Annotated in this window: 20 protein-coding genes and 1 pseudogene; 9 read left to right on the top strand and 12 right to left on the bottom strand. The window is 65.1% G+C overall.

Features of this window, described 5'->3' with window-relative positions; genetic code table 11:
• Positions 1-30: 30 nt before the first annotated feature.
• Together ACVMB0_RS09425 and ACVMB0_RS09420 are read left to right on the top strand one after the other, a co-directional pair.
• Entirely contained in the window at positions 31-1,350 is a 1,320-nt protein-coding gene (locus tag ACVMB0_RS09425) for an ActS/PrrB/RegB family redox-sensitive histidine kinase (protein ID WP_461346037.1), read from the top strand.
• Positions 1,351-1,469: 119 nt separating this feature from the next.
• Positions 1,470-2,024 (top strand): ActR/PrrA/RegA family redox response regulator transcription factor, encoded by a 555-nt coding sequence (locus tag ACVMB0_RS09420; RefSeq protein ID WP_021077587.1) that lies wholly within the window; start codon positions 1,470-1,472, stop codon positions 2,022-2,024.
• Positions 2,025-2,300: 276 nt separating this feature from the next.
• On the opposite strand, the gene ACVMB0_RS09415 is transcribed toward ACVMB0_RS09420, so the two are convergent.
• On the bottom strand, positions 2,301-2,783 hold the full coding sequence (locus tag ACVMB0_RS09415) for an MmcB family DNA repair protein (protein ID WP_461346036.1): 483 nt from the start codon (positions 2,781-2,783) through the stop codon (positions 2,301-2,303).
• A 306-nt stretch (positions 2,784-3,089) separates the two neighbouring features.
• On the opposite strand from ACVMB0_RS09415, the gene ACVMB0_RS09410 reads away from it, so the two are divergent.
• Entirely contained in the window at positions 3,090-4,781 is a 1,692-nt protein-coding gene (locus ACVMB0_RS09410) for an alpha-amylase family protein (protein WP_461346035.1), read from the top strand.
• On the opposite strand, the gene ACVMB0_RS09405 is transcribed toward ACVMB0_RS09410, so the two are convergent.
• The gene (locus ACVMB0_RS09405) at positions 4,778-6,385 is read right to left on the bottom strand and encodes an alpha-amylase family glycosyl hydrolase (protein WP_461346034.1); all 1,608 of its coding nucleotides are present in this window, start codon (positions 6,383-6,385) and stop codon (positions 4,778-4,780) included. The two genes, ACVMB0_RS09410 and ACVMB0_RS09405, sit on opposite strands and share 4 nt — an antisense overlap.
• 109 nt (positions 6,386-6,494) lie before the next feature.
• A complete protein-coding gene (locus tag ACVMB0_RS09400) occupies positions 6,495-7,307 on the bottom strand; it encodes an RMD1 family protein (protein ID WP_456751070.1) in 813 nt (270 codons plus the stop codon).
• A 168-nt stretch (positions 7,308-7,475) separates the two neighbouring features.
• On the opposite strand from ACVMB0_RS09400, the gene ACVMB0_RS09395 reads away from it, so the two are divergent.
• Complete coding sequence (locus ACVMB0_RS09395; RefSeq protein WP_461346033.1) at positions 7,476-8,144, top strand: MBL fold metallo-hydrolase; 669 nt, start codon at positions 7,476-7,478, stop codon at positions 8,142-8,144.
• A 15-nt stretch (positions 8,145-8,159) separates the two neighbouring features.
• Here ACVMB0_RS09395 and ACVMB0_RS09390 read toward each other — a convergent pair whose 3' ends face one another.
• A complete protein-coding gene (locus ACVMB0_RS09390; RefSeq protein ID WP_461346032.1) occupies positions 8,160-9,329 on the bottom strand; it encodes an extracellular catalytic domain type 1 short-chain-length polyhydroxyalkanoate depolymerase in 1,170 nt (389 codons plus the stop codon).
• Positions 9,330-9,538: 209 nt separating this feature from the next.
• Entirely contained in the window at positions 9,539-10,945 is a 1,407-nt protein-coding gene (locus ACVMB0_RS09385; protein WP_461346031.1) for an MFS transporter, read from the bottom strand.
• A gap of 289 nt (positions 10,946-11,234) precedes the next feature.
• Between ACVMB0_RS09385 and ACVMB0_RS09380 the strand changes: the two genes are divergently transcribed.
• Positions 11,235-12,476 carry an LLM class flavin-dependent oxidoreductase gene (locus ACVMB0_RS09380; protein ID WP_461346030.1) on the top strand — a complete coding sequence of 414 codons (1,242 nt, stop codon included), beginning with the start codon at positions 11,235-11,237 and terminating at the stop codon, positions 12,474-12,476.
• 80 nt (positions 12,477-12,556) lie between these two features.
• Here the strand turns inward: ACVMB0_RS09380 and ACVMB0_RS09375 are convergent.
• Positions 12,557-13,543 (bottom strand): annotated as a pseudogene (locus tag ACVMB0_RS09375) (IS30 family transposase); the annotation flags it as partial.
• An 806-nt stretch (positions 13,544-14,349) separates the two neighbouring features.
• Positions 14,350-14,769 (bottom strand): adenylate/guanylate cyclase domain-containing protein, encoded by a 420-nt coding sequence (locus tag ACVMB0_RS09370; protein WP_461346029.1) that lies wholly within the window; start codon positions 14,767-14,769, stop codon positions 14,350-14,352.
• Positions 14,770-14,833: 64 nt separating this feature from the next.
• On the opposite strand from ACVMB0_RS09370, the gene ACVMB0_RS09365 reads away from it, so the two are divergent.
• On the top strand, positions 14,834-15,409 hold the full coding sequence (locus tag ACVMB0_RS09365; protein ID WP_461346028.1) for a hypothetical protein: 576 nt from the start codon (positions 14,834-14,836) through the stop codon (positions 15,407-15,409).
• Here ACVMB0_RS09365 and ACVMB0_RS09360 read toward each other — a convergent pair.
• A complete protein-coding gene (locus tag ACVMB0_RS09360; RefSeq protein WP_461346027.1) occupies positions 15,394-16,236 on the bottom strand; it encodes an SDR family NAD(P)-dependent oxidoreductase in 843 nt (280 codons plus the stop codon). The genes ACVMB0_RS09365 and ACVMB0_RS09360 overlap by 16 nt on opposite strands.
• A 178-nt stretch (positions 16,237-16,414) precedes the next feature.
• Here ACVMB0_RS09360 and ACVMB0_RS09355 point away from each other — a divergent pair, with 178 nt between their 5' ends.
• Both ACVMB0_RS09355 and ACVMB0_RS09350 read left to right on the top strand, forming a co-directional pair.
• Positions 16,415-17,377, top strand: a complete 963-nt coding sequence (locus ACVMB0_RS09355; protein WP_461346026.1) for a sensor histidine kinase — start codon at positions 16,415-16,417, stop codon at positions 17,375-17,377.
• Positions 17,378-17,580: 203 nt separating this feature from the next.
• A complete protein-coding gene (locus ACVMB0_RS09350) occupies positions 17,581-19,353 on the top strand; it encodes a putative bifunctional diguanylate cyclase/phosphodiesterase (protein ID WP_456751078.1) in 1,773 nt (590 codons plus the stop codon).
• Positions 19,354-19,507: 154 nt separating this feature from the next.
• Here the strand turns inward: ACVMB0_RS09350 and ACVMB0_RS09345 are convergent, their stop codons facing one another.
• Positions 19,508-20,158, bottom strand: coding sequence for a carboxymuconolactone decarboxylase family protein (locus ACVMB0_RS09345; protein WP_461346025.1), 651 nt, complete (start codon positions 20,156-20,158; stop codon positions 19,508-19,510).
• A gap of 119 nt (positions 20,159-20,277) precedes the next feature.
• On the opposite strand from ACVMB0_RS09345, the gene ACVMB0_RS09340 reads away from it, so the two are divergent.
• The gene (locus ACVMB0_RS09340; RefSeq protein WP_461346024.1) at positions 20,278-20,682 is read left to right on the top strand and encodes a YccF domain-containing protein; all 405 of its coding nucleotides are present in this window, start codon (positions 20,278-20,280) and stop codon (positions 20,680-20,682) included.
• 15 nt (positions 20,683-20,697) lie between these two features.
• On the opposite strand, the gene ACVMB0_RS09335 is transcribed toward ACVMB0_RS09340, so the two are convergent.
• From ACVMB0_RS09335 to ACVMB0_RS09325, 3 genes are all read right to left on the bottom strand, one after another.
• Entirely contained in the window at positions 20,698-20,955 is a 258-nt protein-coding gene (locus ACVMB0_RS09335) for a GCG_CRPN prefix-to-repeats domain-containing protein (RefSeq protein WP_456751081.1), read from the bottom strand.
• 210 nt (positions 20,956-21,165) lie between these two features.
• The gene (locus ACVMB0_RS09330) at positions 21,166-22,149 is read right to left on the bottom strand and encodes an alpha/beta hydrolase (protein WP_461346023.1); all 984 of its coding nucleotides are present in this window, start codon (positions 22,147-22,149) and stop codon (positions 21,166-21,168) included.
• A 93-nt stretch (positions 22,150-22,242) separates the two neighbouring features.
• A complete protein-coding gene (locus tag ACVMB0_RS09325; RefSeq protein ID WP_461346022.1) occupies positions 22,243-23,322 on the bottom strand; it encodes an LLM class flavin-dependent oxidoreductase in 1,080 nt (359 codons plus the stop codon).
• Positions 23,323-23,403: the final 81 nt, after the last annotated feature.

Below are 23,403 nucleotides of genomic sequence, written 5' to 3'. Positions count from 1 at the left end.
CGCCGCCCGCGGCACAGCTAAAGTCCAGGCATGACCGACGTCGCTTCCGATTTCCGCCAACCCCGCCGCTATGTCCGCCTGGATACGATCCTGCGGCTGCGCTGGCTCGCCGCGCTCGGCCAGCTGGTCGCGATCTTCATCGTGGCGCAGGGACTGGAGTTCGACGTTCCGATCGTCCCCTGCGTCACCATCGTGACATTCTCGGCGCTGCTCAATCTGGCGCTGCAGGTCGCGTTCAACCCGATGCAGCGGCTGGAGCCGGCCTATGCCGCAGCCCTGCTCGCGATCAACATCGTCGAGCTCGGCGGCCTGCTGTACTTCACCGGCGGTTTGCAGAACCCGTTCTCGTTCCTGTTCCTGGCGCCGGTCCTGATCTCGGCCACGGTGCTGCCGATCCGGCTGACCATGGCGCTCGGCTGCCTTGCGGTCGCCTGCGCTTCGGCACTGTTCTTCTATCATCTGCCGCTGCCCTGGGATAACGACGATCCGCTGGTGCTGCCGCCGATCTATCTGATCGGCGTCTGGCTCTCGATCCTGCTCGCGATCGGCGTCACCAGCCTTTATGCATTCCAGGTGACCGAGGAGGCGCGCCAGCTCTCCGACGCGCTTGCCGCGACCGAGCTGGTGCTGACGCGCGAGCAGCATCTGACGCAGCTCGACGGCCTCGCCGCCGCCGCCGCGCACGAACTCGGCACGCCCTTATCGACGATCTTCCTGATCTCGCGCGAGCTCGAGAAGACGGTGCACGACCCGGCGATCACCGGCGACCTGAAGACGGTGCGCGAGCAGGCGCAGCGCTGTCGCGACATCCTGGGCAAGATTGCGCAATTGTCATCGAGCGGCGCGCCATTCGACACCATGAAGCTGTCGACTTTGATCGAGGAGGCGGTGGCGCCGCATCGCGATTTCGGCATCAACATCAAGGTGCGGCTTGCTGTCGCAGCAACGCGCGAGCCGGTCGCGGCACGCAATCCGGCGATCCTCTATGGCGTCGGAAACATTCTCGAAAATGCGGTCGATTTCGCCCACCAGACCGTCGAGGTGAACGCGTGGTGGAACGCCGAAACCATCGAGATCGTCGTCTCCGACGACGGCCCGGGCATCGCGCCCGACATGCTGAAGCGAATCGGCGAGCCCTATTTGTCGCGCCGTCGGGGCGCAGATGAGGCCCAAAATGCCCGTGGCGGCTTGGGCTTGGGCGTTTTCATCGCGCGGACGCTGCTGGAACGCACCGGAGCCAAGGTATCGTTTACCAATCGCACCTTTCCCGATCACGGCGCCGTGGTGCAGATCGTGTGGCCGCGCGAGCGCTTCGAGGAATCGGCGGGAGACACAGAGGCGTCATCTTAAGAACGGTTCTCAATCGCGCCTCTGGCATACCGGATGCAGCCACCGCGACTTTCGGCTGCCTTGGCAGCGCCCCAGTGCAACCCCATATTCAGCGGGTCTATCACAGGGAAAAATGGATCGTGAACGCAATCGCTGAACTGAATGACCATGCTGACAAATCGCTCCTCATCGTCGAGGACGACAAGCCGTTCCTGGAACGCCTGTCGCGCGCGATGGAGACGCGCGGCTTCTCGGTGAAGTCATGCGATACGGTGTCCGACGGCATTGCCGAGATCGGCCGCGCCGCTCCCGCGTTCGCGGTCGTCGACCTCCGGCTCGGCGACGGCAACGGTCTCGACGTCGTGTCGGCGTTGAAGCGCAAGCGCCCCGAGGCGCGCGCGATCGTGCTGACCGGCTACGGCAACATTGCCACCGCCGTCACCGCGGTGAAGATGGGCGCCGTCGACTATCTCTCGAAGCCCGCCGATGCCGACGACGTCGTCGCTGCCCTGCTTGCGACCGGCACCGAGAAGTCCGAGCTGCCGGCCAATCCGATGTCGGCGGACCGCGTGCGCTGGGAGCACATCCAGCGCATCTACGAGATGTGCAACCGCAACGTCTCGGAGACCGCGCGCCGTCTCAACATGCACCGCCGCACCTTGCAGCGCATCCTCGCCAAGCGCGCGCCGCGCTAGGCGACGGGTTCATTTTGGTTTCGCGATAGCCGGGCCTTGCCCGGCCATTTGCGTTTGTGGGGTACTGCGTAGGATGGGTGGAGCGCAGCGATACCCATCGTCTTCGTGCCTCGACAACAAGCGATGGGTTTCGCTTCGCTCTATCCCTCCTACGTCTCTCCGTCACCCTGAGGAGCGCGCCCTTGCGCGCGTCTCGAAGGGTCGACGGCCCGGCTGGTGCCCGTGCATCCTTCGAGACGCCGCTTCGCGGCTCCTCAGGATGACGGATCACTGCTTCTAAAACTCATGTCCCTGCGGATCGATCAGGCGATTGATCCGCTGCGCCGCGGCCATCGCGAAGCGCACCGTCATCGCCTTGCGGGTTGCCGCCGGCAGGCGATGCTCCGGCGCCTCGCAATGCAGGTGCGCGCCATAGGCGTCGGCGATGATCAGCCCGGTGTCGACCGGGAAGATCTCGCACGGCAGATCCTGCGTGAAGGCGAAGAACAGCCGGTCGCAATGCATCCGGTAGTCCTGCCATTTCTGGTCGGCACGCAAATCCTCGACCGACGACTTGATCTCGACGATCCAGATCTCGCCGCGCTCGTTCAGCGCGACCAGGTCGGCACGGCGGCCGGACGGCAGCGGCAATTCGCTGATGCAGGAAAATCCCAGCGATCTCAGAAGTCGCGCGGTGCCGCGCGCGACCGCAAGCGCGGTCTCCGACTGGCGTCGGTCGGGCGCAGGCACAAGCGCGATCTGGCGGGCGGGTGACTCCATCCAGGCAGATTAGCCGATTCCATCAGAGAATGATCCCGGAAAGTGAAAGCAGATCGCGCAGCGCAAGGCGCTGAACGCGAAGCTCGCCGCGCTGGTCGCCAAGCGTGACAACATCGCCGAGCACCGCGAGAGCGCGCCGAGGGCGTTATCGTTCGACCGCGTGGTCGAGGATACGTTGAAGGCGCAGATCAAGCGGTCGGACTCTGGCGGAAAGTGTCGTCCGGCGGTTGACGGGACGACACCCTCCGCAGGAACTCACCGCTGCCTCGCCGCTTATCTCCGGCTGCCGCCGGAGAGGATGGCCTGGTGATCGACGACCTCTGGTACAAGAATGGCGTGATCTATTGTTTGTCCGTCGGCACCTATATGGACGCCAACGGCGACGGGATCGGCGATTTCAGCGGCCTGCTGCGGCGACTGGACTATCTGCACGGGCTCGGCATCACCACGATCTGGCTGATGCCGTTTCAGCCGTCGCCTTGCCGCGACGATGGCTACGACATTTCGGACTATTACGGCGTCGATCCGCGCTACGGGACGCTCGGCGATTTCGTCGAGTTCACCCATGGCTGCCGGCAACGCGGCATCCGCGTGATCATCGACCTCGTCGTCAATCACACTTCGGACCAGCACGCCTGGTTTCGATCGGCGCGCAGCGCGAAGGATTCACCCTTCCGCGACTGGTACGTCTGGTCGGACAAGAAGCCCGCCAACGCCAACACGGGCATGGTGTTTCCCGGCGTCCAGAAATCGACCTGGACGCGCGACAAGCAGGCAGGGGCCTGGTACTTCCACCGCTTCTACGATTTCCAGCCGGATCTCAACACGTCGAACCCGCACGTCCAGGCCGAGATCCTCAAGATCATGGGATTCTGGACCCAGCTCGGCGTCTCCGGTTTCCGCATGGACGCGGTGCCGTTCGTGATCGCGACCAAGGGCGCCTCGGTGCGCAAGCCGGTCGAGCAATACGACATGCTGCGAGCATTTCGCGAATTCCTGCAATGGCGCCAGGGCAACGCGATCATCCTCGCCGAAGCCAACGTGCTGCCCGAGACCGACATGGAGTATTTCGGGCGCGACGGCGACCGAATGCACATGATGTTCAACTTCCACGTCAACCAGCATTTGTTCTACGCGCTCGCATCCGCGGACACGAAGCCATTGGCGAACGCCCTGACGGCAACCAAGCCGCGGCCCGCCACCGCGCAATGGGGCTTGTTCCTGCGCAATCACGACGAACTTGACCTCGGCCGGCTCACCAAGGCGCAGCGCGAGACGGTGTTCAAAGCATTCGGTCCGGACAAGGGCATGCAGCTCTACGACCGGGGCATAAGGCGGCGCCTTGCGCCGATGCTGGGCGGCGACCGACGGCGTCTGGAGCTCGCCTACAGCGTGATGTGCACGCTTCCCGGCACGCCCGTCATCCGCTACGGCGATGAGCTCGGCATGGGTGACAATCTCGATTTGCCCGAACGCACCTGCGCGCGCACGCCGATGCAGTGGTCGACCGAGCCGCACGGCGGCTTCACCGAAAGCGACCGGCCATGCGTGCCCGTGATCGACGACGGCCCCTATGGCTATGAGCACGTCAATGCCGCCAAGCAGCGGCGCGATCCCAATTCGATGCTGAACTGGACCGAGCGCATCATCCGCATGCGCAAGGAAGTCCCCGAGGTCGGCTGGGGCGACTTCAAGGTCATCGCAAGCCGAAACCCTGCCATCCTGATCATTCGTTACGACTGGCGCAACAACTCGGTGCTGTTCGTGCACAATTTCGCGGAGAAGCCACTCGAGATATCGTTCAATGTCGGGTTGCCCGACGACGCCGGCAACCTCCTCGTCAACCTCCTGACCGAGGATCACAACCGCGCCGACGATGGCGGCCGCCACACGCTCCTGATCGAGGCCTACGGCTATCGGTGGTATCGGGTCGGTGGGCTCGACTACCTGCTCAAGCGCAGCGATATCGACACCAAGACGCCCCGCACATCCCGCTAATCGTCCTGATGCGGCCCTAAGATCACGCCTTCATTGGCGCGCAGCTCGAGCACGCCTTCGACCTTCTCGCCCTGCCGGTCCATCAAGGTCGACAGCAGAACCTCGTTGCTGAAGCCGATCGCGCTGGAGGAGACCGACGCGGGAGCCGCACCGAAATTCAGCGCAATCACCGCGACGCCCTCGGCGCTGCGCCGCCGATAGAGCAGCACATCGCCATGCGCGGTGACCGGCTCATAATTGCCACGGACGAGCTGCGGCAGCTTTCGCCGCAACGCGATCAGCGCCTTGTAGAGGTTGAGGATCGACGCCGGCTCCGCCTCGAGGCTTGCGACGTTGTCGCTGGCAAAGTCCTGCGCCAGCGGCAGCCACGGCCTTGCGGTCGAGAAGCCGGCATAACGCTCCGCGCTCCATTGCATCGGCGTGCGGCAGCCGTCGCGGCCGACGCCGATACCAGGCACGTTGTTCTCGAAGGGATCGCGCACCTCGTCAGGGGCGATCGCAACCTGGTGCATGCCGATCTCGTCGCCGTAATAGAGCGTCGGCGTGCCGCGCAACGTCAGCAGCAGCATCGCGGCGACCGGCGCCTGCGCGGGTCCCACCCGGCTCGCTACCCGCGGCCGGTCGTGATTGCCGAGCACCCAGTTCGGCCACGCGCCCGGCGGCAGCGCCTTTTCGTAGTCGGCGATGATCTGCTCGACTGCACGCGCGCTCCACAAGGTCGACAGCAGCGCGAAGTTGAACGGCATCTGCGCGCCGCGCAGATCGTTGCCGTAATAGGCGACCAGCCGGTGCAGCGGCAGATAGATCTCGCCGATCAGCACGCGGTTGTCGAACTCCTCGGTGACGCCGCGCATCTCGGTGATGACGGCGTGCACCTCGAGCTGGTCGGTCGAATATTGCGTCAGCACCTTCTCGTGCGGCGGCCGGCCTTCGCGGTAATGCGGGTTCGGCGGGTTGTCGCGGAATTCGGCGTCCTTGATCAGGTGCCAGATCACGTCGACACGAAATCCGTCGACGCCCTTGCGCAGCCAGACGCGCATCACCTCGTATATCGCGTCCCTGACCTCGCGATTGCGCCAGTTGAGATCGGGCTGCTGCGCGAGGAAGGCGTGATAGTAATACTGGCCTGAAGCCTCGTCATAGGCCCACGCGCTGCCGCCGAACTCCGACAGCCAATTGTTGGGCGGACCGCCATCCGGCGCCGGGTCGCGCCAGATGTACCAGTCGCGTTTCGGATTGTCGCGCGAGCTCTTCGCCTCGATGAACCAGGGATGCTGATCGGAGGTGTGGTTCGGCACCAGATCGAGGATCAGCTTCAGGCCGGCATCGTGCGCGGCCGCGACCAGCTCGTCGAAATCCTCCATCGTCCCGAACAGCGGATCGATGCCGGTGTAATTGGAGATGTCGTAGCCGAAATCGGCCATCGGCGAAGTGAAGATCGGCGACAGCCAGACCGCGTCGACGCCAAGCCGCGTCAAATAAGGCAGCCGCGCGATGATCCCCCTGAGATCGCCGACACCGTCGCCGTCGCTATCCTGGAACGAACGCGGATAGACCTGATAGAAAATGCCGCGCCGCCACCAGTCCCTGTTGTCCTGGTCCATCCCATTCCCCCTCGCTCGTCGCCCCGTGTCCCCAGGGGTGTCCGCAGGTTCAGGGATGACGCACAATTCGGGACGGAAAGATGGCGCCGTAGCCCGGATGCAAGGCGCTTTAGTGGCGGGCCATCGCCAGCTGGTAGATGGTGATCAAGACCTCGAACAGGATCAGGAAGACGATGATCAGCTCCAGCCGCAGCGAGCGGCCGGTGTCGATGATGTCGGTCAAGACCTGCGCGGTCTCGGCGACGACGCCGAGCTTGCGGTTGAGCGATTCCGCACGCTCCTTCAACTCATACTCGTCCTCGAGCCGGGAATAGAGCCGCTCGAGCTGCGGCTTGTCCCAGAGGATGTCGGGCTTCTCCGACACCTCGACAGGTCCGGCCACGCGGTGCCGCACCAACAGCGCGTTGCCGATGTGCTTGAGGATCGCAACGCGGCCGCCATGCACCCGGCCGCCCTTGGCGAGTTCGCGCGCGAGCGGCTCGGTGGTGTCGAACACCGCCCGCACCTCGCGTTCATGCCGCGCCAGCACCGCGCTCTTGGCCAGCGCCTCGCCGACCAGGATCAGCCGCTCCGGCGACAGGCTTTGCAGATAGATCGGACCGCCCGGCGGAATCTGGTCCTCCTTCTCCGCGGCGACCTCGATGATCGCGATCTCCTCCTCGCGCCGCGCGAACAGGCCGGTCATGCGCGACTGCAGGCTGCGCAGGAATTCATCCTCCTCGAGCGCGTTGAGGCCGATCAGGACCACCACGCCGTAGCGGAACAGGATCGCCACACCATTGTCATTGACGCGAAACGCCAGCGGCGTCGTGGCCAGCACGTCGCCACGCTCGAGGCCGGACGTGTTGATGCGGTCCGCGACGAAGAAGGCACGGGCGGTGGTCCGGGGTCCGCCGAGCGGTGAGTTGGGAGCCTGGGTCATGAAGTTCCGGACTGCGAGGGCTTGACGCGTGTTGCGAGCGACCGCGGACCGGCCTGCTCATGAATTGTTCTGTTGGACCTTATCACGGTCCGATTTGGGATCACACGCCGGGGCAGGCGTATGTCCCGTGCGTGTTGACGGCATTGCCGGGAAGCCTATGGTGCCTCCATGACCGAGACAACCGAGACCAAACCGAAGGCCGGCGCGATCATCGTGCCGGTGACGCTGTTCGAGCAGAACTGCACCATCATCTGGCATGAGCCGACCAAGAAGGCGGTGGTGATCGACCCCGGCGGCGACGTCGCCAAGATCCAGGCCGCGATCAAGCAGACCGGCGTCACCGTCGAGAAGATCTGGCTGACGCACGGCCATATCGACCATGTCGGCGGTGCCGCCGAATTGCGCGACGCGCTGCAGGTCAAGATCGAGGGCCCGCACATCGCCGACAAATATCTGCTCGACAACGTGGTCTCGAGCGGCGAGCGCTTCGGCATGACCGGGATGCGCAATTTCGGCCCCGACCGCTGGCTCGACGAGGGCGATCAGGTCTCGATCGGCGACCTCACCTTCGACATCCTGCACTGCCCCGGCCATTCGCCGGGCAGCGTGGTGTTCTTCAACAAGGAGCTGCGCTTCGCGCATGTCGGCGACGTCCTGTTCGCCGGCTCGGTCGGGCGCACCGACCTGCCCGGCGGCAGTCATGCGACGCTGATCCAGTCGATCAAGCAGAAGCTGTTGCCGCTCGGCGACGATGTCGGCTTCATCTGCGGCCATGGCGCCGGATCGAGCATCGGCCAGGAGCGGATGACGAACCCGTTCCTGACCGGCGAGATGTAGCTACTTCATCAGCCGTTACTTCATCAGGCCCGCGGCGGTCAGCGCCCGCGTAATGACGGCGCTGACGTCGACACCTTTGCTGCGCCGCTTGCGCGGCCGGTCGCTCTTGCGGCCGGATGCGGGCTCGGCCACGGGCACTGGGATGGTCATCGAGATCGTGTCCGCGCGCTCGCGCGGCACACCGGTCGGTGCGATGTGCGACTGACGGACCTGATCGGTCAGGCCGAAGAAGGTCGCGATGTGATAGGACGAGGAGATGCCGGCCTCGATCAGGAACGCGCCCTCCACGCCGTACCGCTCATCATTGTCGGCCAACCCGAGCGGCGTGCCATGCGCCATGTCGGTGATCGAGTAGGACTCGACCAGCGTCTCGCCGTCGGCGTTCCACCAGACCTCGCGCGGATGGCCGTCGATATCCGACTTCGACATCGCGGTGAGCGGCAGGCCGTGCACGTCGAGCCATTGCCGCACGATCGCATCGGCATTGCCGGGATGCACGGTGCGGTCGGCGCTGCCGTGCCACACCGAGATCTTCGGCCAGGCGCCGCTATGCGTCGACGCGTTGCGAACGAGGCCGCCGAGTTCCGGCGCGGACAGCGAACTCGCATGCATCATCGCATGCAGCGCCTCGCGCAGATCGCTGGCAACGCCGAACGGCAGGCCGGCAATGATGGCGCCGCCCGCGAACACGTCCGGATAGGTCGCGAGCATAACGGACGCCATCGCGCCGCCGGCGGACAGTCCCGTCACATAGACACGCTTCGGATCGATCGCATGCGCGCCGACCATGTGCGCGATCATCTGCCTGATCGAGGCGGCCTCGCCCTGATCGCGCGCGATGTCCTGCGGATTGAACCAGTTGAAGCAGGTGTTGCCGTTGTTGATCGCCTGCTGCTCGGGCATCAGCAACGCAAAGCCGTAATGCGCCGCGAGCATCGACCAGCCGGTGCCGAGATCGTAGGACGCGGCGGTCTGGCCGCAGCCGTGCAGCACCACGACGAGTGCCGGTGACCGCGCAAGCTGCGCGGGCACGAACGAGTACATCTTCAGATCGCCGGGGTTGACGCCGAATTCGGTCGTCTCGACGAGCGGCGTCGGCACGGCCGGCGCAAGTGCGCCGAGGCCGCTGAACGCGTTCATCTTCGGCAGATGACGCAAGAATTCGACGTTGTTGACCAGGGACAACAGCAGCTCCTGAGGTGATTTATTGTTCTGTGTCACCCGAGCAGATAATTGTTGCACTGCAAAATGAAAAGGCCGTGTGCTGTCTTTCCCTGCGGAATTGTGAGAATCGGCGTTAACGCGTGATCGCGGCGAGGATCGGCCGAAATAGTTGCCGTAGCACCTTGTTTGAGCATGAACTTTTGGAAAGATCGCGCAGCGCGTCACCGGATTCATGCGCTGGCGCGGCGCATCCATGACAGAAATGCGGCCGAAATAATGATCGACAGCACAAACAATGCGCATGCTGCAAACAGCGCCAGACGTGCCGATGTCGCGCTCTCGACGGCGAAGAACACCGCGCCGATCGCGGCAACGCCGGCTGCGTTGCCGATCTGCGTCGTGGTGCCGTACATGCCGGAGCCGGCGCCGGCGCTGGCCGGCTTCACGCTCGACAGCACCGCGCTCGACAGCGGCGCCATCACCAGGCCCTGGCCGTAGCCGAAGATCACAAGCACCAGCGCGAGCAGCAGCGCCGATGGTGCCGCGACCGTTTGAACCGTTGCAACCAGCACCGCGAGTCCTGCGATCTGCAAGGCGCAGCCCTCGACCAGCACCAGCGTGCCGCGATGCTTGGCGCGGATGCCGCTGTGGCGCGAGGCGATCACGAAGGTCAGCGCCAGCGGCACGAACACCAGCCCGGCCTCGAGCGGCGGGATCTGCAAGCCCTTTTGCATGAACATCGTCATGACCAGATAGAAGGACAGATTGGCGAAGAAGAAGAAGAACACCGCGACCAGGCCGCGCATGAAGGCCGCGTCCGCCAACAACGACAGGTCGATCAGCGGCATGCCGCCGCGGCGCGCGACGCTGCGCTCGAGCCGCACGAAGCCTGCAATCACAGCAACGCCCGCGGCCATCACCAGCCACACAAACGGCGCCCATTGCACATCGTGACCGAACAGCAGCGGACCGATCAGGCACAGCAAGCCCACGAACAGCACGATCGCGCCGGGAAGATCGAGCCGCGTGCCGGCGCGACGCGGCACCGTCGGCATGATCTTCAGCGCGGCTGCGATGATGACGACGCCGAACGGCACGTTGACGAAGAACACCGCGCGCCAGCCGAGGCCTAGGAGATCGAGCGTCACCAGCGCGCCGCCGAGCGCGAATCCGGTCACGCCGGCGAGCCCCAGCACGATGCCGTAAATGCCGAACGCGCGCGCCCGCGCCGCATCGGAGAACAACAGATGCAGCGTTGCCAGCACCTGCGGCACCATCAGCGCCGCGGTCGCGCCCTGCGCCAGCCGCGCGATGATCAGCTCCGGTCCGGACTGCGCCAGACCGCACCACAGCGAGGTCACCGAGAAGCCGGCGACACCGGCGATGAACACGGTCCTGGTGCCGTGGATGTCGCCGAGCCGGCCGCCGGTCACCACCAGCGTGGCGTAGGCGATCAGGTAGATCGCGATCACGGCCTCGATCTGCGCCGGCGTGGCGTGCAGCTCGGCCGCCATGGTCGGGATCGCGACATTGACGATGAAGGCATCGACGCCGAACATGAATTGCGCCGACACCACGATCGCCAGCACCCACCAGCGCCGGGAGGTCTCCGCGCGCGTCGAAACGATCTGGTGCATGCCCTGTCCTGCCCGAAATGACGTTATGGCCAACATCAGCAGATTCCGGTCATCGGCTCGATTACCTCGGACGTAAGCGTTGCTTCACGGGCGCGTCATCCATGGCCATCCCCCCACCTGCCCGCGCGACTTGCGTTGATGCGCTGGGAAACATTCCGGAGGGCGGCAATCGCCGCCGATTTGCGCAACAACCATGCGACCGCCGCGGCCTCGGAGCATTGCCTTGCCGAGGGGCACCCCGTAGGTTGAGACAAAGCCCCCAACAACGACAATCCGGAGAGAACGACCTATGGCGCGCCTCAAGTTCGGAGCCTTCCTCGCCCCGCATCATCCGATCGGCGAGCATCCGATGCTGCAATTCCGCCGCGACCTCGATTTCGTCGAGCAGCTCGACAACCTCGGCTATGACGAATTCTGGTGCGGCGAGCACCATTCCTCGGGCTGGGAGACCATCGCCTCGCCGGAGATGTTCCTGGCCGCCGCCGGCGAGCGCACCAAGCGCATCAAGCTCGGCACCGGCGTGATCTCGCTGCCTTATCACCACCCCTTCAATGTCGCGCAGCGCATGGTGCAGCTCGACCACATGACCGGCGGCCGCGCCATCTTCGGCTCCGGCCCGGGTGCGCTCGCCTCCGACGCCCATACGCTCGGCATCGACCCGATGACCCAGCGCGACCGCCAGGACGAGGCGATCGCGGTGATCCGACGCCTGTTCAACGGCGAGCGCGTCACCGCCAAGACCGACTGGTTCGAGATGCACGATGCCGCGTTGCAGATCCTGCCGCTGCAGGAGGACATGCCGTTCGTGGTGGCTTCGCAGATCTCGCCCTCGGGCATGACGCTGGCCGGCAAATACGGCATCGGCATCATCTCGCTCGGCTCGATGTCGACCCAGGGCCTGATGGCGCTGCCGCAGCAATGGCAGTTCGCCGAGGACGCCGCCGCGAAGGCCGGCACCACGGTGAGCCGCGCCAACTGGCGCGTGCTGCTGTCCTGGCACATCGCCGAGACCCGCGAGCAGGCGCGGCGCGAGGCCGGCGCCGGGCTGCTGCGCTGGCACAACGAATATAACGTCGGCACCTTGATGCGGCCCGGCCTCACCGCGTTTTCCTCGGCGGATGAAGCCGTCGACAAGACCGCCTTCGTCGAAGGCGCGGCGTCGACCATCGGCACGCCCGACGATCTGATCAAGATGATCAAGAACCTGGTCGAGGTCTCCGGCGGCGTCGGCGCGATCATCGGCTTCGCGCATGACTGGGCCAATCCGGAAAACACCCGCCGCAGCTGGGACATGGTCGCGCGCTATGTGGTGCCCGAGATCAACGGCTATATCGACGGCCTGCGCAAGTCGCGCCAGTTCCTGGTCGACAACCGCGCCGTGTTCGAGCGCGCCGGCCAGGCCGTGATGGCCAAGATCATGCAGAACGACAAGGCGGCCGCCGCCCTCCAGCATACCGGCGCGGGCCGCGTCGCGATCCCGGCCGTGAACGCGCCGGATCTCGCCAAGGAAGCGGCGAAGCAGAAGGCGTGAGCGCAGGAGTGCCCTTGGAAGGGTAGACGGATCGCAAGATCGCGCCGCATCCACCGCTGTCGTCCCGGCGAAGGCCGGGAGGTGGATTCACACTCGAAGTGCAACACTTGAGAGAAGGCCTCGAGAGGGGTTTGGAAGTCAAGGCATTTGCGCGGGGTGTTGTTGTAGGCGTTGATCGACTGGCGGAGGCGGCGCGTCGGGAAGGTCGCGAGATCGGTTTTGCGTGGAATGAAGCGGCGCATCCGACCGATCGCATTCTCGATGCCGCCCTTCTGCCAGGGCGCGTGCGGATCGCAGAAGAAGGTCTCGATCGCGAGGCGGTGCAGCTCCAGGTGACAGGCGAACTCGGTCCCATTGTCGAAGGTAACGGTCTGGCACAGGCCTTCCGGCAAGGCAGCAAACAAGCGGACGAGATGACGGGCGATACCGCGCGCGAGCTTGCTGGCGATGCGGATGCCGAGCAGCAGGCGCGAGGTGCGCTCGTGCACGGTCAGGATCGCCTGACCGTATTTGGAGAACATCATCAGGTCGGCTTCCCAATGACCGGGGGCATTGCGATCGGCGGCCTCGATAGGCCGTTTGTTCAAGGAAACACGGCCTTCTATGAAGCTTGCGGGACTGCCGCCCTTCTTGCCGCGGTAGCCGCGTTTGCTCTTGCCGCGTGGCAGATAACGCCGCCAGCTGAAGTCCGAGGTGCGCCGGATCTGGGCGTATATGAAGCGGTAGATGGTCTCGTGGGAGATCACCTTGCGGCCGTGTTCGCGGGCCAGCCGGCCCGCGACCTGCTCGGGCGACCAGCCCCGACCAAGGCGCTCCAAGACCGCGCGGCGCAGGCCGGGCTCCCGTTCGAGGCGTACGCCCGTCCAGCGCCGCGCTCGCATCTGTTGCTGGGCATAGCTGGGTTTGTAGCCGACCTGGGCGCCAGAATTGCGGTTCAGCTCCCGAGAGATCGTTGATGGCGAGCGATCCAGAGCTGCCGCGATTTGCCGCACCGAGCTGCCATTGGCTGAAAGCCGGGCAATCTCGCATCGCTCGTCCAGGGATAGCTGCTCGTAACTCCGCCCCATCGCAACACCTCCTCAAGGAAGTGTTGCACTTCGTTTGTGAACTCAGGGGACCCATACGCCGCGGCGGATGTTGTGGATGGGACTCGTTGTTCCGGCGTGGTTCAACAATAGCCATTTGTGGTTGGGTCCCGGCCTTCGCCGGGACGACGATGAGGATGGGGTTCGATTCAATTGCCGCACTCTCGCTGTCATCACCCGCGAAGCGGGTGATCCAGTATTCCAGAGACGGCGGTGCTTGAGCCGAGAGGCCGCGGCGTACTGGATCGCCCGGTCGAGGCCGGGCGATGACAGTTGTAGGGGGGACGCAGTTTTGTATTCTCGCGACATGAATTGCCCGAGCTTTGCATCTCGTTTCGCCCTCTCACTTCACAGAGGGCGCAGGGAAAGCCGGGTGCCGATCGCACCCATGGGCCCCGTGCAATAGGTAGAAAGCACGGGGGTCGGACCACAGGTGTAACCGGAGCAATCCGGCTTTCCCTGCGCGATGGGCTACGGCTTATACGTGCTCTCCCCGGCGAGACTTGGCTTTGTTGTCACCGTCTTCGCAACGCGCATTGCGCAATCGGAAGAGACACCTACCGCTAGGGCGTCAGGCCTGCACGATTTCGCCGTCCGCCTTGCGTGCTCTCGTCAGGCCACGCGCAGCGTCCACCGCATCTCGACCCGCGTTCGTGACGACCGCGAAGCGCCCCTCGTGTCGGGCGAGACGGGCGGAATTGAACATCTGATTTGCCCGACGACGGAAGCGCAAATTTGCCCGTCGGGTTAATTTGTCGCAGTGTGCGCAACTGGGTTCGAGAAATGAACTACGCCACCGCCCCGATCCCGACGACGTCGATGCCGTCGACGCGGCCGCGGATCGGCAGCCGGCCGAGATCGCTCAACGGAAATGGTGGCGGCGCGGCGAAGCGGGCCATCGCTGCGCGTGAGGCGAGGAAGCCGCCATCGACCTTGCGGCTCAGTTCCTCCAGCCGCGCTGCGGTGTTCATGACGTCGCCGTTGAACACGATGGCCGGCTTGACGTCGCCGATCTCGCCGACGATCACGGGGCCGAAATGCAGGCTGCCACGGATCTGCGGCACCGCGCCGAATTCGCGCTCGAACTGCGGCGCCGCCTTTTGCAGCGCGTCGCGCATCGCCACGAAGCAGCGCAGCGGCCGGCAATCGACCGCGCCAAGCTGCTCCGGCCAGGTCACGATGATCTCGTCGCCGACATAATTCAGCACCTCGCCGCGATAATCGACGACCGATTCCGTGAGCAGGCGAAACGTGCGGTCGAGAAAGCGGTGAATGCCGACACCGCCGAGCCGCTCGGCCCAGTCCGGTCGATCCCGCGATGTCGACGAACAGCACGAAACGGTTCTCCTCGACCGGTGCGTGATAGCGGCCGGTGACGAAATTCATGAAGACGCGCGGGCCGATCAGCGTCGCGATGCTGAAGCCGAAGTTCAGCACCAGCGAGATCGCGGCGGAATAGGCGATGCTGACCCCGAAATCCCGGATCGAGGTTTGATGCGGCAAGCCGGCGACGCGCTCGCCGACCTGGAGCAGCTGGATGGCAATGATGACGATGGCGTAGGCCGCGCTGCGCACCGCCAGAAGGGCGGCAAAGGACAGCCGGTTGAGTCGTTCCGACAGCCGGCCCTGGAAGACAAACAATTCGATCCCGCCGAGCACCACGCAGGACACGAACGCGTAGGCAAACCCCGCGACGAATGCTCCCGTCGAATGACGGCCTTGCGCGAGATTGATGGCGATACTCGCGACGACGCCCGCGACGATGACGGCGCCGAGCGTGCGCAGCTTCCGCTCCAGCCTGGCGTTCATGCCTTCCGTTCCGGCGCGAGTGTCTACCCTGCCCCCTGATCGAACGCCTTGCGCAGCGCGACATAGCCGGCCTGCTGCTGGCTCCAGTTGCGGCCGCCGGTGATGGCGCCGTCGACGACGAGATCGTGGCCGTTGATAAAGCTCGATTCGTCGCTCGCCAGAAACACCGCAGCATGCGCGATGTCGTCGGGCAGCCCTGCGCGGGGGATCGGCTGCGCCGCCTTGTAGACCTCGCGCATCACCGCCGGGGTCTTCTCGGCTGCTTCCGTCGACAACCCGAGCGCCTTGCCGAAAATGCCGGTCGCGATCGCACCGGGCGAGATCGAGTTGACGCGGATGCCGGACTCGCCGAGCTCCATCGCCACGCATTTGGTGAAGTGAATGACGGCGGCCTTCGCCGCGCCATACACCATCGACGAGGAGAAGCCGGCGAGCCGACCGGCGATGCTGCCATTGTTGATGATGCTGCCGGACCCCTGTTTGCGCATGTAAGGCGCGGCATGCTTCATGCCGAGCATGACGCTGCGCACCAGGGTCGCCATCGCCGCGTCGAACCGCTCGACATCGAGCCCTTCGATGCCGCCGGTCTGCGCCGGGCCGCCGGCATTGTTGAACAGGCAGTCGATGCAGCCGAACTTCTCCACCGCAAGCGCGATCAGCGCCTGCATCTGCTCTTCGACCGTGACGTCGGTCTGCCGAAACACGCAATTGCCGCCGAGCTGTTTGGCCAGCGCCTCGCCTTCCGCCGCGCGGCGCCCGGCAATCACGATCCTTGCGCCCTCGGCGACAAACACCTCCGCCGTGCGCAACCCGATGCCGCTGGTCGCCCCCGTGATCACCGCGACCTTGCCGTCCAGCCGTCCCATGCCGGGTCCCCCAACTTAACCTTTGGTGTTGCGGATATTCCCCAGCTGCTTCCATCAACGCAAGCGCGGGCGCGGTTAACTCGGCGAGGTCCGCCTGTGGCCAGAACGCCACAACTGCGGTTTTTCGGTCGCAGCGGCCTTATTTTAGTTCGCCTGTTCACGTGAACTGGAACGAGCGATGGCGAAGTGGATCGACGATTTCAGGGCGGGTTGGCGGGGCGATTCCCAGCCCTCGCTGCTGCTTGCGATCGTCTTCGCAGCGCTTTGTCTGGTTTTGGCCACGGCCGCGCGCTTCGGGCTCGCCCAGATCAGGCCCGACGTGTTCTTCACGCCCTATTTCCCGGCGGTGTTCTTTGCGACCGCATTCGGCGGTTTCCGGGTCGGGATCGCAACCGCGCTCGCCAGCGGTCTGCTCGGGGTGGTGCTCAATTTCAGCGGCTCGACCGCCGATCCGGCGCGCTTTGCGCTGCTGATGATCTTCTGGGTGGTGTGCGGCATCGCGATCTGGGGCGTCGAGCACTACCGTTCCCTGGTCGCGCAGCAGCGCGAGGTGTCGCGGCGGCTGCTCGAGGAGGAGCAGTACCGCAAGGTCGTGGTCGATGAATTGCAGCACCGGCTGAAGAACAAGTCCTCGACCATCCACGCCGTGCTGCATCAGGCGCTGCAGGACCGACCCGATGTCTGGCAGCGCATCGACCATCGCATCCGCGCGCTCTCGGCGACCGACGACCTGATCGCGCGGGTCGACGGCTATGGCTGCGATATCAAGGATTTGCTGCGCTCGGAGCTCGGACCTTACGGCCATGTGCGGTTCAATCTGAACGGCGAGCAATTGTTCCTGCCCGCCAAGCTCGCGGTCTCGCTGGCGCTGATCTTCCATGAGCTCGCAACCAACGCAGGAAAGTACGGCGCCTTCTCCTCGCCGCGCGGGTTCCTGCAGGTGTCATGGACGGTGGACGATGGCCGTCTCAACGTGATCTGGGACGAGACCGAGGGACCGGTGCTCGAGGCCGTCGGCGAAGCCGGCTTCGGCACCAAGCTGCTGAAGTCGGCGCTGCGGCCGTTCGACGGCAAGACCGAGATCAGTTACCTGAAGACCGGTCTTCACTGCACCATGCAGTGCAAGCTGCCGAGCTGTTGATAAGTCGACTTTCCGGCACACGCGCATGATTGATGCAACCGCGCAGCGCGCAATCGCTTTCACCGGCGGCCGCAGCCGGCATTGATACTCTGTTAATGACGATTGCCGCGACGGCTTGCGAAAGCCGCCCGGGTCTCATTCTGTCACGGCATTTCGCAGGTCCGCTTAACCAAAACTACAACGGACTTTGCCAAGGTCGGCCCATGCATAGTCTCACCAGAAACGATTTTCAGGCGGGCGCGGCAGCGACCGGCGAAGACGACATTTCCAGCAATGAATTGCGCATCCTTCGCGATCTTCTCCAGCTGCTGCCGGCGGGCGTGACCGTCCAGGACGAGCACGGCCAGTTCATCCTGGTGAACGAGGCCGCCGCGAGCCAGTTGCAGCTGGCCGCCAGCGCGACCCAGCCGCCGCCTGTCGACGAACGCCACGCCGCCAATCTCGACCTGCTGCGCAGCGGCCGGCCGGTGGTGCTCGAGGAAGTGCTGTCCTGCGGCGCCTCCAAATACGTGTTCCTCACCGCGCACCGGCCGGTCCAGATCGCCGGCCGCAACCTCCTGATCTCGGCATCGACCGACATCAGCGAGCAGAAGGCGTTCGAGGACCAGCTGTTCCGCTCGGCCTATTACGACGAGCTGACCAGCCTGCCGACCCGCCGGGTGATCGAGCATCGGGTCAACGGCCTGATCCGCGACGATGCACAGAGCCATTTCGCGCTCGCCTTCCTCGACGTCGACAATTTCAAGCACATCAACGACTATTACGGCCACGCGATCGGCGATGCGCTGCTGGTCGAGCTGTCGAAGCGGCTCGGCCACGCGCTGCGCGACACCGATATCCTGTCGCGGATTTCCGGCGACGAGTTCCTGCTGCTGCTGAACCCGATCAGCAGCAATGACGAAGTCGCCGAATTCATCCATGTGATGCAGGAGCGGCTGAAGGCGCCGTTCTTCATCGAGGAATCCGAGATCTTCGCCTCGACCTCGATCGGCGTCAGCCTCTACCCTGTGCATGGCAGGAGCTACGAGGCGCTGCGCCAGAACGCCGACATCGCGATGTACCGCGTCAAGAATAACGGCAAGGGCTCGACCGCGTTCTTCGACAACAGCATGGAGCGCGAGGCGCTGGCGCGGATGAAGATCGAGCAGTCGCTGCGGCTGGCGATCCTGGAGAAGCGCTTCTGCTGCGCGTTCCAGGCCAAGGTCGACATCCGCACCCAGGAGATCAAGGGCATCGAGGCGCTGGTGCGGCTGCGCGACGACGAGGGCGTAATCCAGGCGCCGGGCACCTTCATCAACCTCGCCGTCGAGCTCGGGCTGATCGACGAGCTGACGTTCCTGGTGCTGGCGGAGATCGTCAAGTCGATCGACCTGATCAACGACACGTTCGGGCCGACCGCGACGATCAGCATCAATGTCGCGGCCAAGCAGGCCGGCAATCTCGAATTCATGCGCCGCTTCGCGCGCGCGATCGAGGAGACCGGCTTCCCGAAGCGCTTCATGATCGAGGTCACCGAGGACGCGTTCGTGACCCGGTCGCATTTCCAGGACCAGATCCTGCCGATCCTGCGCGGCATCGGCGTCGGAATCTCGATCGACGATTTCGGCATCGGCTACTCGTCGCTGTCGGCGCTCGCCGACATCACGGCGGACGAGATCAAGATCGACCGCTCCTTCATCACCGACATCCATCAGCGGCCGCGCAGCCAGGGCATCCTGCGTGCGATCGAATCGCTGAGCGAGGCGCTCGGCATGACCGTGATCGCCGAGGGCATCGAGTCCTACGAGGAGCTCACCTATCTGCAGGCCGCGACCAAGATCCGCTATGCGCAGGGCTATTACTTCGCCAAGCCGATCTTCCTCGAGGATCTGAGGCCGGCGACGCCGGTCACGAGCGAGTCCCGCGCCAGCATGGCGGCACGCCCGGCCCAGGAGAGCCGCCAGAGCTATTCGCGCGCCAGCGGGTTCAGGCGGTAGGCAATCCGCCTCACTCCGGCCCGCTTGCGGCAGGGCTATCGCAGATCGCCTGCCTCCGCAGGGACGCACTGCCAAAACCTCGAAAACAACCCCATGCAAAGGAGCCGGCGGTCCAACCCGCTCCCCGTAAAAACGGGGAGAGGGAAAAGTCGGCCTATTTCTCCAGCACCGGCAACGGCGCGACGCCGTTGTTGGCGGCGCCGGCCTGCATCGTGATCAGCGTCATCGAGACCAGGTCGTAGTAGCCCATGATGCCGATGATATCCATGATGCCGCGCTCGCCGAACTTCTCCAGCGCGGCCTTGTAGACGGCGTCCGTGACCTTCCGGTCGCGATAAAGCGCGCTGCCGAGATCGTACAGCGCGGCCTCGTCGTCCTTCATGCCGTCCGGCCGCGTGCCCTTGGCGATGGCGTCCGCGATCTTCGGATCGAGCCCGCCCTTGATCGCCAGCGGATAATGCGCGGACCATTCATATTGCGCGGTCCAGTGCCGCGCGGTGATCAGGATCGCCATCTCGCTGAGCCGCGCCGGCAGCGAGGTGTTCCAGCGCAGATACTCCGACAGGTTCGACAGCTTCGGCGCCAGATCGGGATTGCGGATATAGGCGCGGTACGGCGGCGCGGTGAATTTGGCGTTGCGCGGCGGCGCGCTGATCATGTCGGCCCAGGCCTTTTGCGGCGGCGACAGCTCCTCGGCCTTGAGCGGCGCGAAGCGCATGGCATCCTCGGCGCGCGCGGCCTGCACCGAAAATGCCAGCAGCACCAAACTGCCGGCCGAAAGGATCCTGGCCCCAAAAATCCTCATCCCAATTCTTTTTCTCATTGTCGTTCTCCCCTTTGAGGCGCGACGCGCCCGGTCCGCACCCTACCGCGGCGCCGCGCGCCGGCCTATATTGAGGGCGGTGTTACGCGAAGGTGTCAGCCATGCAGCCTGTGTCCATCCTCCTGAACGTCCTCTGGATCCTGATCGGCGGCGCGTGGATGGCGTTCGGCTGGCTGATCGCCGCTGTCATCATGGCGGTCACCATCATCGGGCTGCCCTGGGCGCGCGCCGCCTTCAACATCGCGGTCTACACGCTGCTGCCGTTCGGCTCGCGCGCGGTGCGCCGCGATGAGATCACCGGGATGTCCGACATCGGAACCGGACCGCTCGGCGTGATCGGCAACCTGATCTGGTTCATCCTGGCCGGCTGGTGGCTCGCGATCGGCCATCTGATCACCGCGATCCTGCTCGCGGTGACCATCATCGGCATTCCCTTCGCCTGGGCGCATCTCAAGCTTGCCGGCATCGCGCTGTGGCCGATCGGCAAGGTGATCGTGCCGGCATAGCAACAGGCCTGAAGGTTACAGCCAGTCCTTCGTCGCCTGCGAACAGGCCTTGTAGTCGCGCCTCCAGACGAACCCATGGCCGCCGCAGGGCGGACGCGGGCGCGAGGTGGCGGGGCATTCGTTCCACACGCGAGCGCCGGTGCCCCAGCCGTCAATCACGCAGGCGCCGTTCACGGTGGCGTGGCAACCGACGCCACAGCCATCCGCCGCGTTGGCGGGAATCGAGCCGAGCAACGCAGCTGCCGTCAGAACCGCGAGCAAACATCCTCTCATGACGTTCTCCATCAATCTGTCAGTCGTGATGCTTCATTCGCGCCAACAGCCTAGGCGATCTCAATGCGGCTTGCCATCGAATCGGCGCACACATTGTGGTGTGCGCGCGATGCAATCATGATGCGATCCCATGGGATCGCAGCATGATCGCATGCCATTGTTCGAGCATGACCTTCCCGGAAACCGGTGTCCGCTTTTCCGGATCATGCCCTAGCGCGCGGCCTCGCAGCCGGGGATGTCGAACACCGCGGTCAGGCCGCAGGGCGAGTTGAGCATCTTGCCGCCCTCGTGGCCGACGCCAGGCACGTCCCACACGCTGTGGTTCGGCGTGCCGCCGTCGCGGGCGGCCATCGCGGCGACATAGGAGTGGCCGCGCGCGTAGCGGTACGGCCCCTCGGCCTCCGCCATGCAGGATTTGTCGAGCGCGGGATGATCGGGGTTGGTGTCGAGCGTGCCCAAGAGATAGATCACGCGGCGCGCGACATAGGCCTGTTCCAGTGCGGCCGGTGTCGGCGCGGCGAGATAGGGCGGCCGATCGTCCATGCCGAACTTCCAGCTGTTATAGCCTTCGCATGTCGCCGCGATCGCGGGCTCCGGCCGCTCCTTGGTGAAATACGCATAGGAGGACGGATTGGCGACCACATAGCGCTGCACCACCTGGCCGCCGCCGGAATGGCCGAACACCACGACCTGCTTCAGGTTCGGAAACAGCTTGCGGTCGCCGAGCCTGGCGAGGATCGCATCGAGCGCCTCGAACGAGCTCACCGGGCCAGGCGCGATCGCGGGCTCGCCGCCCTGCCAGCCATAGAGGCTCCAGCGCAGCGTCTCCGCCGGAAGCTTGAACGCCTCGACGTCGGGCGCGATCAGGAATTGCGGCGCGATCATCAGCGTGTGCTTGTCGACATCGCCGGCCGCCGCCTGCGCGCTCAGCGCCGCGCGGAAATAATCGTCGGCATTGCGCAGCACGCCGTGCAGCACCAGCACCGCGCGGGTGACGTCGGGCAGCGGACTGGACCAGTCGGTCGAGAGATAGAGCGGAAACGTCGCACTGCCGACGGCGATGCGCCCGCTCGCGATCTCCTTGACCGGCTTCATGTCGCGCTCGGTCTGTGCCGGCGTGGCGGACGCGACCGGCGCGTGCGCCGCCGTCACGATGAGCAGCGCCAATGCCGCAAGCCAGCCCCGATGATGCATGGTTCAACTCCGTTGTGCCGCAATCCCGGCCGGATCATGCCGGGCCGATCGTCGATTCACCCGTGAATTTTCGGAAAGCTTCCGGATCGTGCTTCACGCAGCGAGCCGCCCGCGATTGTTGGCGGCAAGGATCGGGCGGATCAGGCGGCCGAACCGCTCGGCCTCCTCGTCATGCAGATAGCCGGACAGGCAGAAGGAGTGGCAGCCGGCGTCGATGAACTGCTGCAAGGTCGCGGCGCATTGTTCGGGATTGCCGACCACTGCGATCCCCGCGCCGGGCCGCACCTTGGTGATCCCGGTCCACAGATGCGGCATCAGCAGGTCGCCATAGTCGCGCGCGAGCTGCTGCACGCGCTGATTGGCCTGCGAGCGATTGTAGAGCGTCTTCATCTCCTGCTTCTGCCGCTCGGTGGCGTGACGCACCAGTCGGTCGGCGGCCGCCCAGGCATCGGCCTCGTTCTCGCGGCAGATCACCTGCAGCCGCATGCCGAAGCCGATCGCATCCTCGCGGTCATGCGCCCGCGCCATCCGCCGGATCTCGGCGATATTGTCGGCGATGCGCTCGGGCAGATCGCCCCAGAACAGATGGACGTCGGAATGCTTGGCCGAGACCTCCCAGGCCTGCCGCGAGCCGCCGCCGAGATAGAATTTCGGAAACGGCTGCTGCAACGGACGCGGGCGGATATGCGCGCCCGAGATCGTGTGAAACCTGCCTTCGAACTGCACCGGCCCGCGCGTCGTCCACAGCGCCTTCAGGATCGAGACCTCCTCCTCCATCAGGGCGTAGCGCGCCTCCTTGGCGTAGCGCACGCCTTCGGCCTCGACCTCGCTCTCGTTCTGCCCGGCGATCAAATTGATGCAGATCCGGCCGCCCGACATCTGGTCGAAGGTCGAGATCATCTTGGCCATCAGCACCGGGTTGATGTAGCCGGGCCGCGCCGCGATCAGCGGCTTGATCCGCTCCGAGCGCGCCGCCATGAAGGCACCCGCGATCCAGGCCTCCCAGCACACCGAGCCGACCGGGATCAGGAGATACTCGAAGGAGGCATCCTCGGCCGCCTTGACCACCCGCGCACAGAGTTCCGGCGAACCGGCGATTTGCGCCTCCATCAGCCCATAGGCCGTGGTGTCGCCATGCGTGGGCAGGTACCAGCCGAATTCCAGCGGACGCATGGGCAAACTCCCTCGAAAGACGGCCATTTTATCCGGCCTGTCATATGAACGCAGGCAGTTTACAGCCCTTGACCGGCCGGA

This window comes from Bradyrhizobium sp. USDA 4451 (genome assembly GCF_054822585.1).
The sequence above is the reverse complement of the archived record's forward strand: the minus strand, read 5'-3'. Positions and strand labels throughout refer to the sequence as shown.

Bases quoted from the DNA above. Each gene is read 5' to 3' on its own strand.
- ACVMB0_RS09360 (WP_461346027.1), bottom strand. From the start codon at position 16,236: ATGGGACGGCTGGACGGCAAGGTCGCGGTGATCACGGGGGCGACCAGC.
- ACVMB0_RS09345 (WP_461346025.1), bottom strand. From the start codon at position 20,158: ATGAGGATTTTTGGGGCCAGGATCCTTTCGGCCGGCAGTTTGGTGCTG.
- ACVMB0_RS09325 (WP_461346022.1), bottom strand. From the start codon at position 23,322: ATGCGTCCGCTGGAATTCGGCTGGTACCTGCCCACGCATGGCGACACC.
- ACVMB0_RS09340 (WP_461346024.1), top strand. From the start codon at position 20,278: ATGCAGCCTGTGTCCATCCTCCTGAACGTCCTCTGGATCCTGATCGGC.
- ACVMB0_RS09365 (WP_461346028.1), top strand. From the start codon at position 14,834: ATGCCGACACCGCCGAGCCGCTCGGCCCAGTCCGGTCGATCCCGCGAT.
- ACVMB0_RS09400 (WP_456751070.1), bottom strand. From the start codon at position 7,307: ATGACCCAGGCTCCCAACTCACCGCTCGGCGGACCCCGGACCACCGCC.
- ACVMB0_RS09330 (WP_461346023.1), bottom strand. From the start codon at position 22,149: ATGCATCATCGGGGCTGGCTTGCGGCATTGGCGCTGCTCATCGTGACG.
- ACVMB0_RS09425 (WP_461346037.1), top strand. From the start codon at position 31: ATGACCGACGTCGCTTCCGATTTCCGCCAACCCCGCCGCTATGTCCGC.
- ACVMB0_RS09395 (WP_461346033.1), top strand. From the start codon at position 7,476: ATGACCGAGACAACCGAGACCAAACCGAAGGCCGGCGCGATCATCGTG.
- ACVMB0_RS09380 (WP_461346030.1), top strand. From the start codon at position 11,235: ATGGCGCGCCTCAAGTTCGGAGCCTTCCTCGCCCCGCATCATCCGATC.
- ACVMB0_RS09385 (WP_461346031.1), bottom strand. From the start codon at position 10,945: ATGCACCAGATCGTTTCGACGCGCGCGGAGACCTCCCGGCGCTGGTGG.
- ACVMB0_RS09415 (WP_461346036.1), bottom strand. From the start codon at position 2,783: ATGGAGTCACCCGCCCGCCAGATCGCGCTTGTGCCTGCGCCCGACCGA.
- ACVMB0_RS09355 (WP_461346026.1), top strand. From the start codon at position 16,415: ATGGCGAAGTGGATCGACGATTTCAGGGCGGGTTGGCGGGGCGATTCC.
- ACVMB0_RS09405 (WP_461346034.1), bottom strand. From the start codon at position 6,385: ATGGACCAGGACAACAGGGACTGGTGGCGGCGCGGCATTTTCTATCAG.
- ACVMB0_RS09335 (WP_456751081.1), bottom strand. From the start codon at position 20,955: ATGAGAGGATGTTTGCTCGCGGTTCTGACGGCAGCTGCGTTGCTCGGC.
- ACVMB0_RS09350 (WP_456751078.1), top strand. From the start codon at position 17,581: ATGCATAGTCTCACCAGAAACGATTTTCAGGCGGGCGCGGCAGCGACC.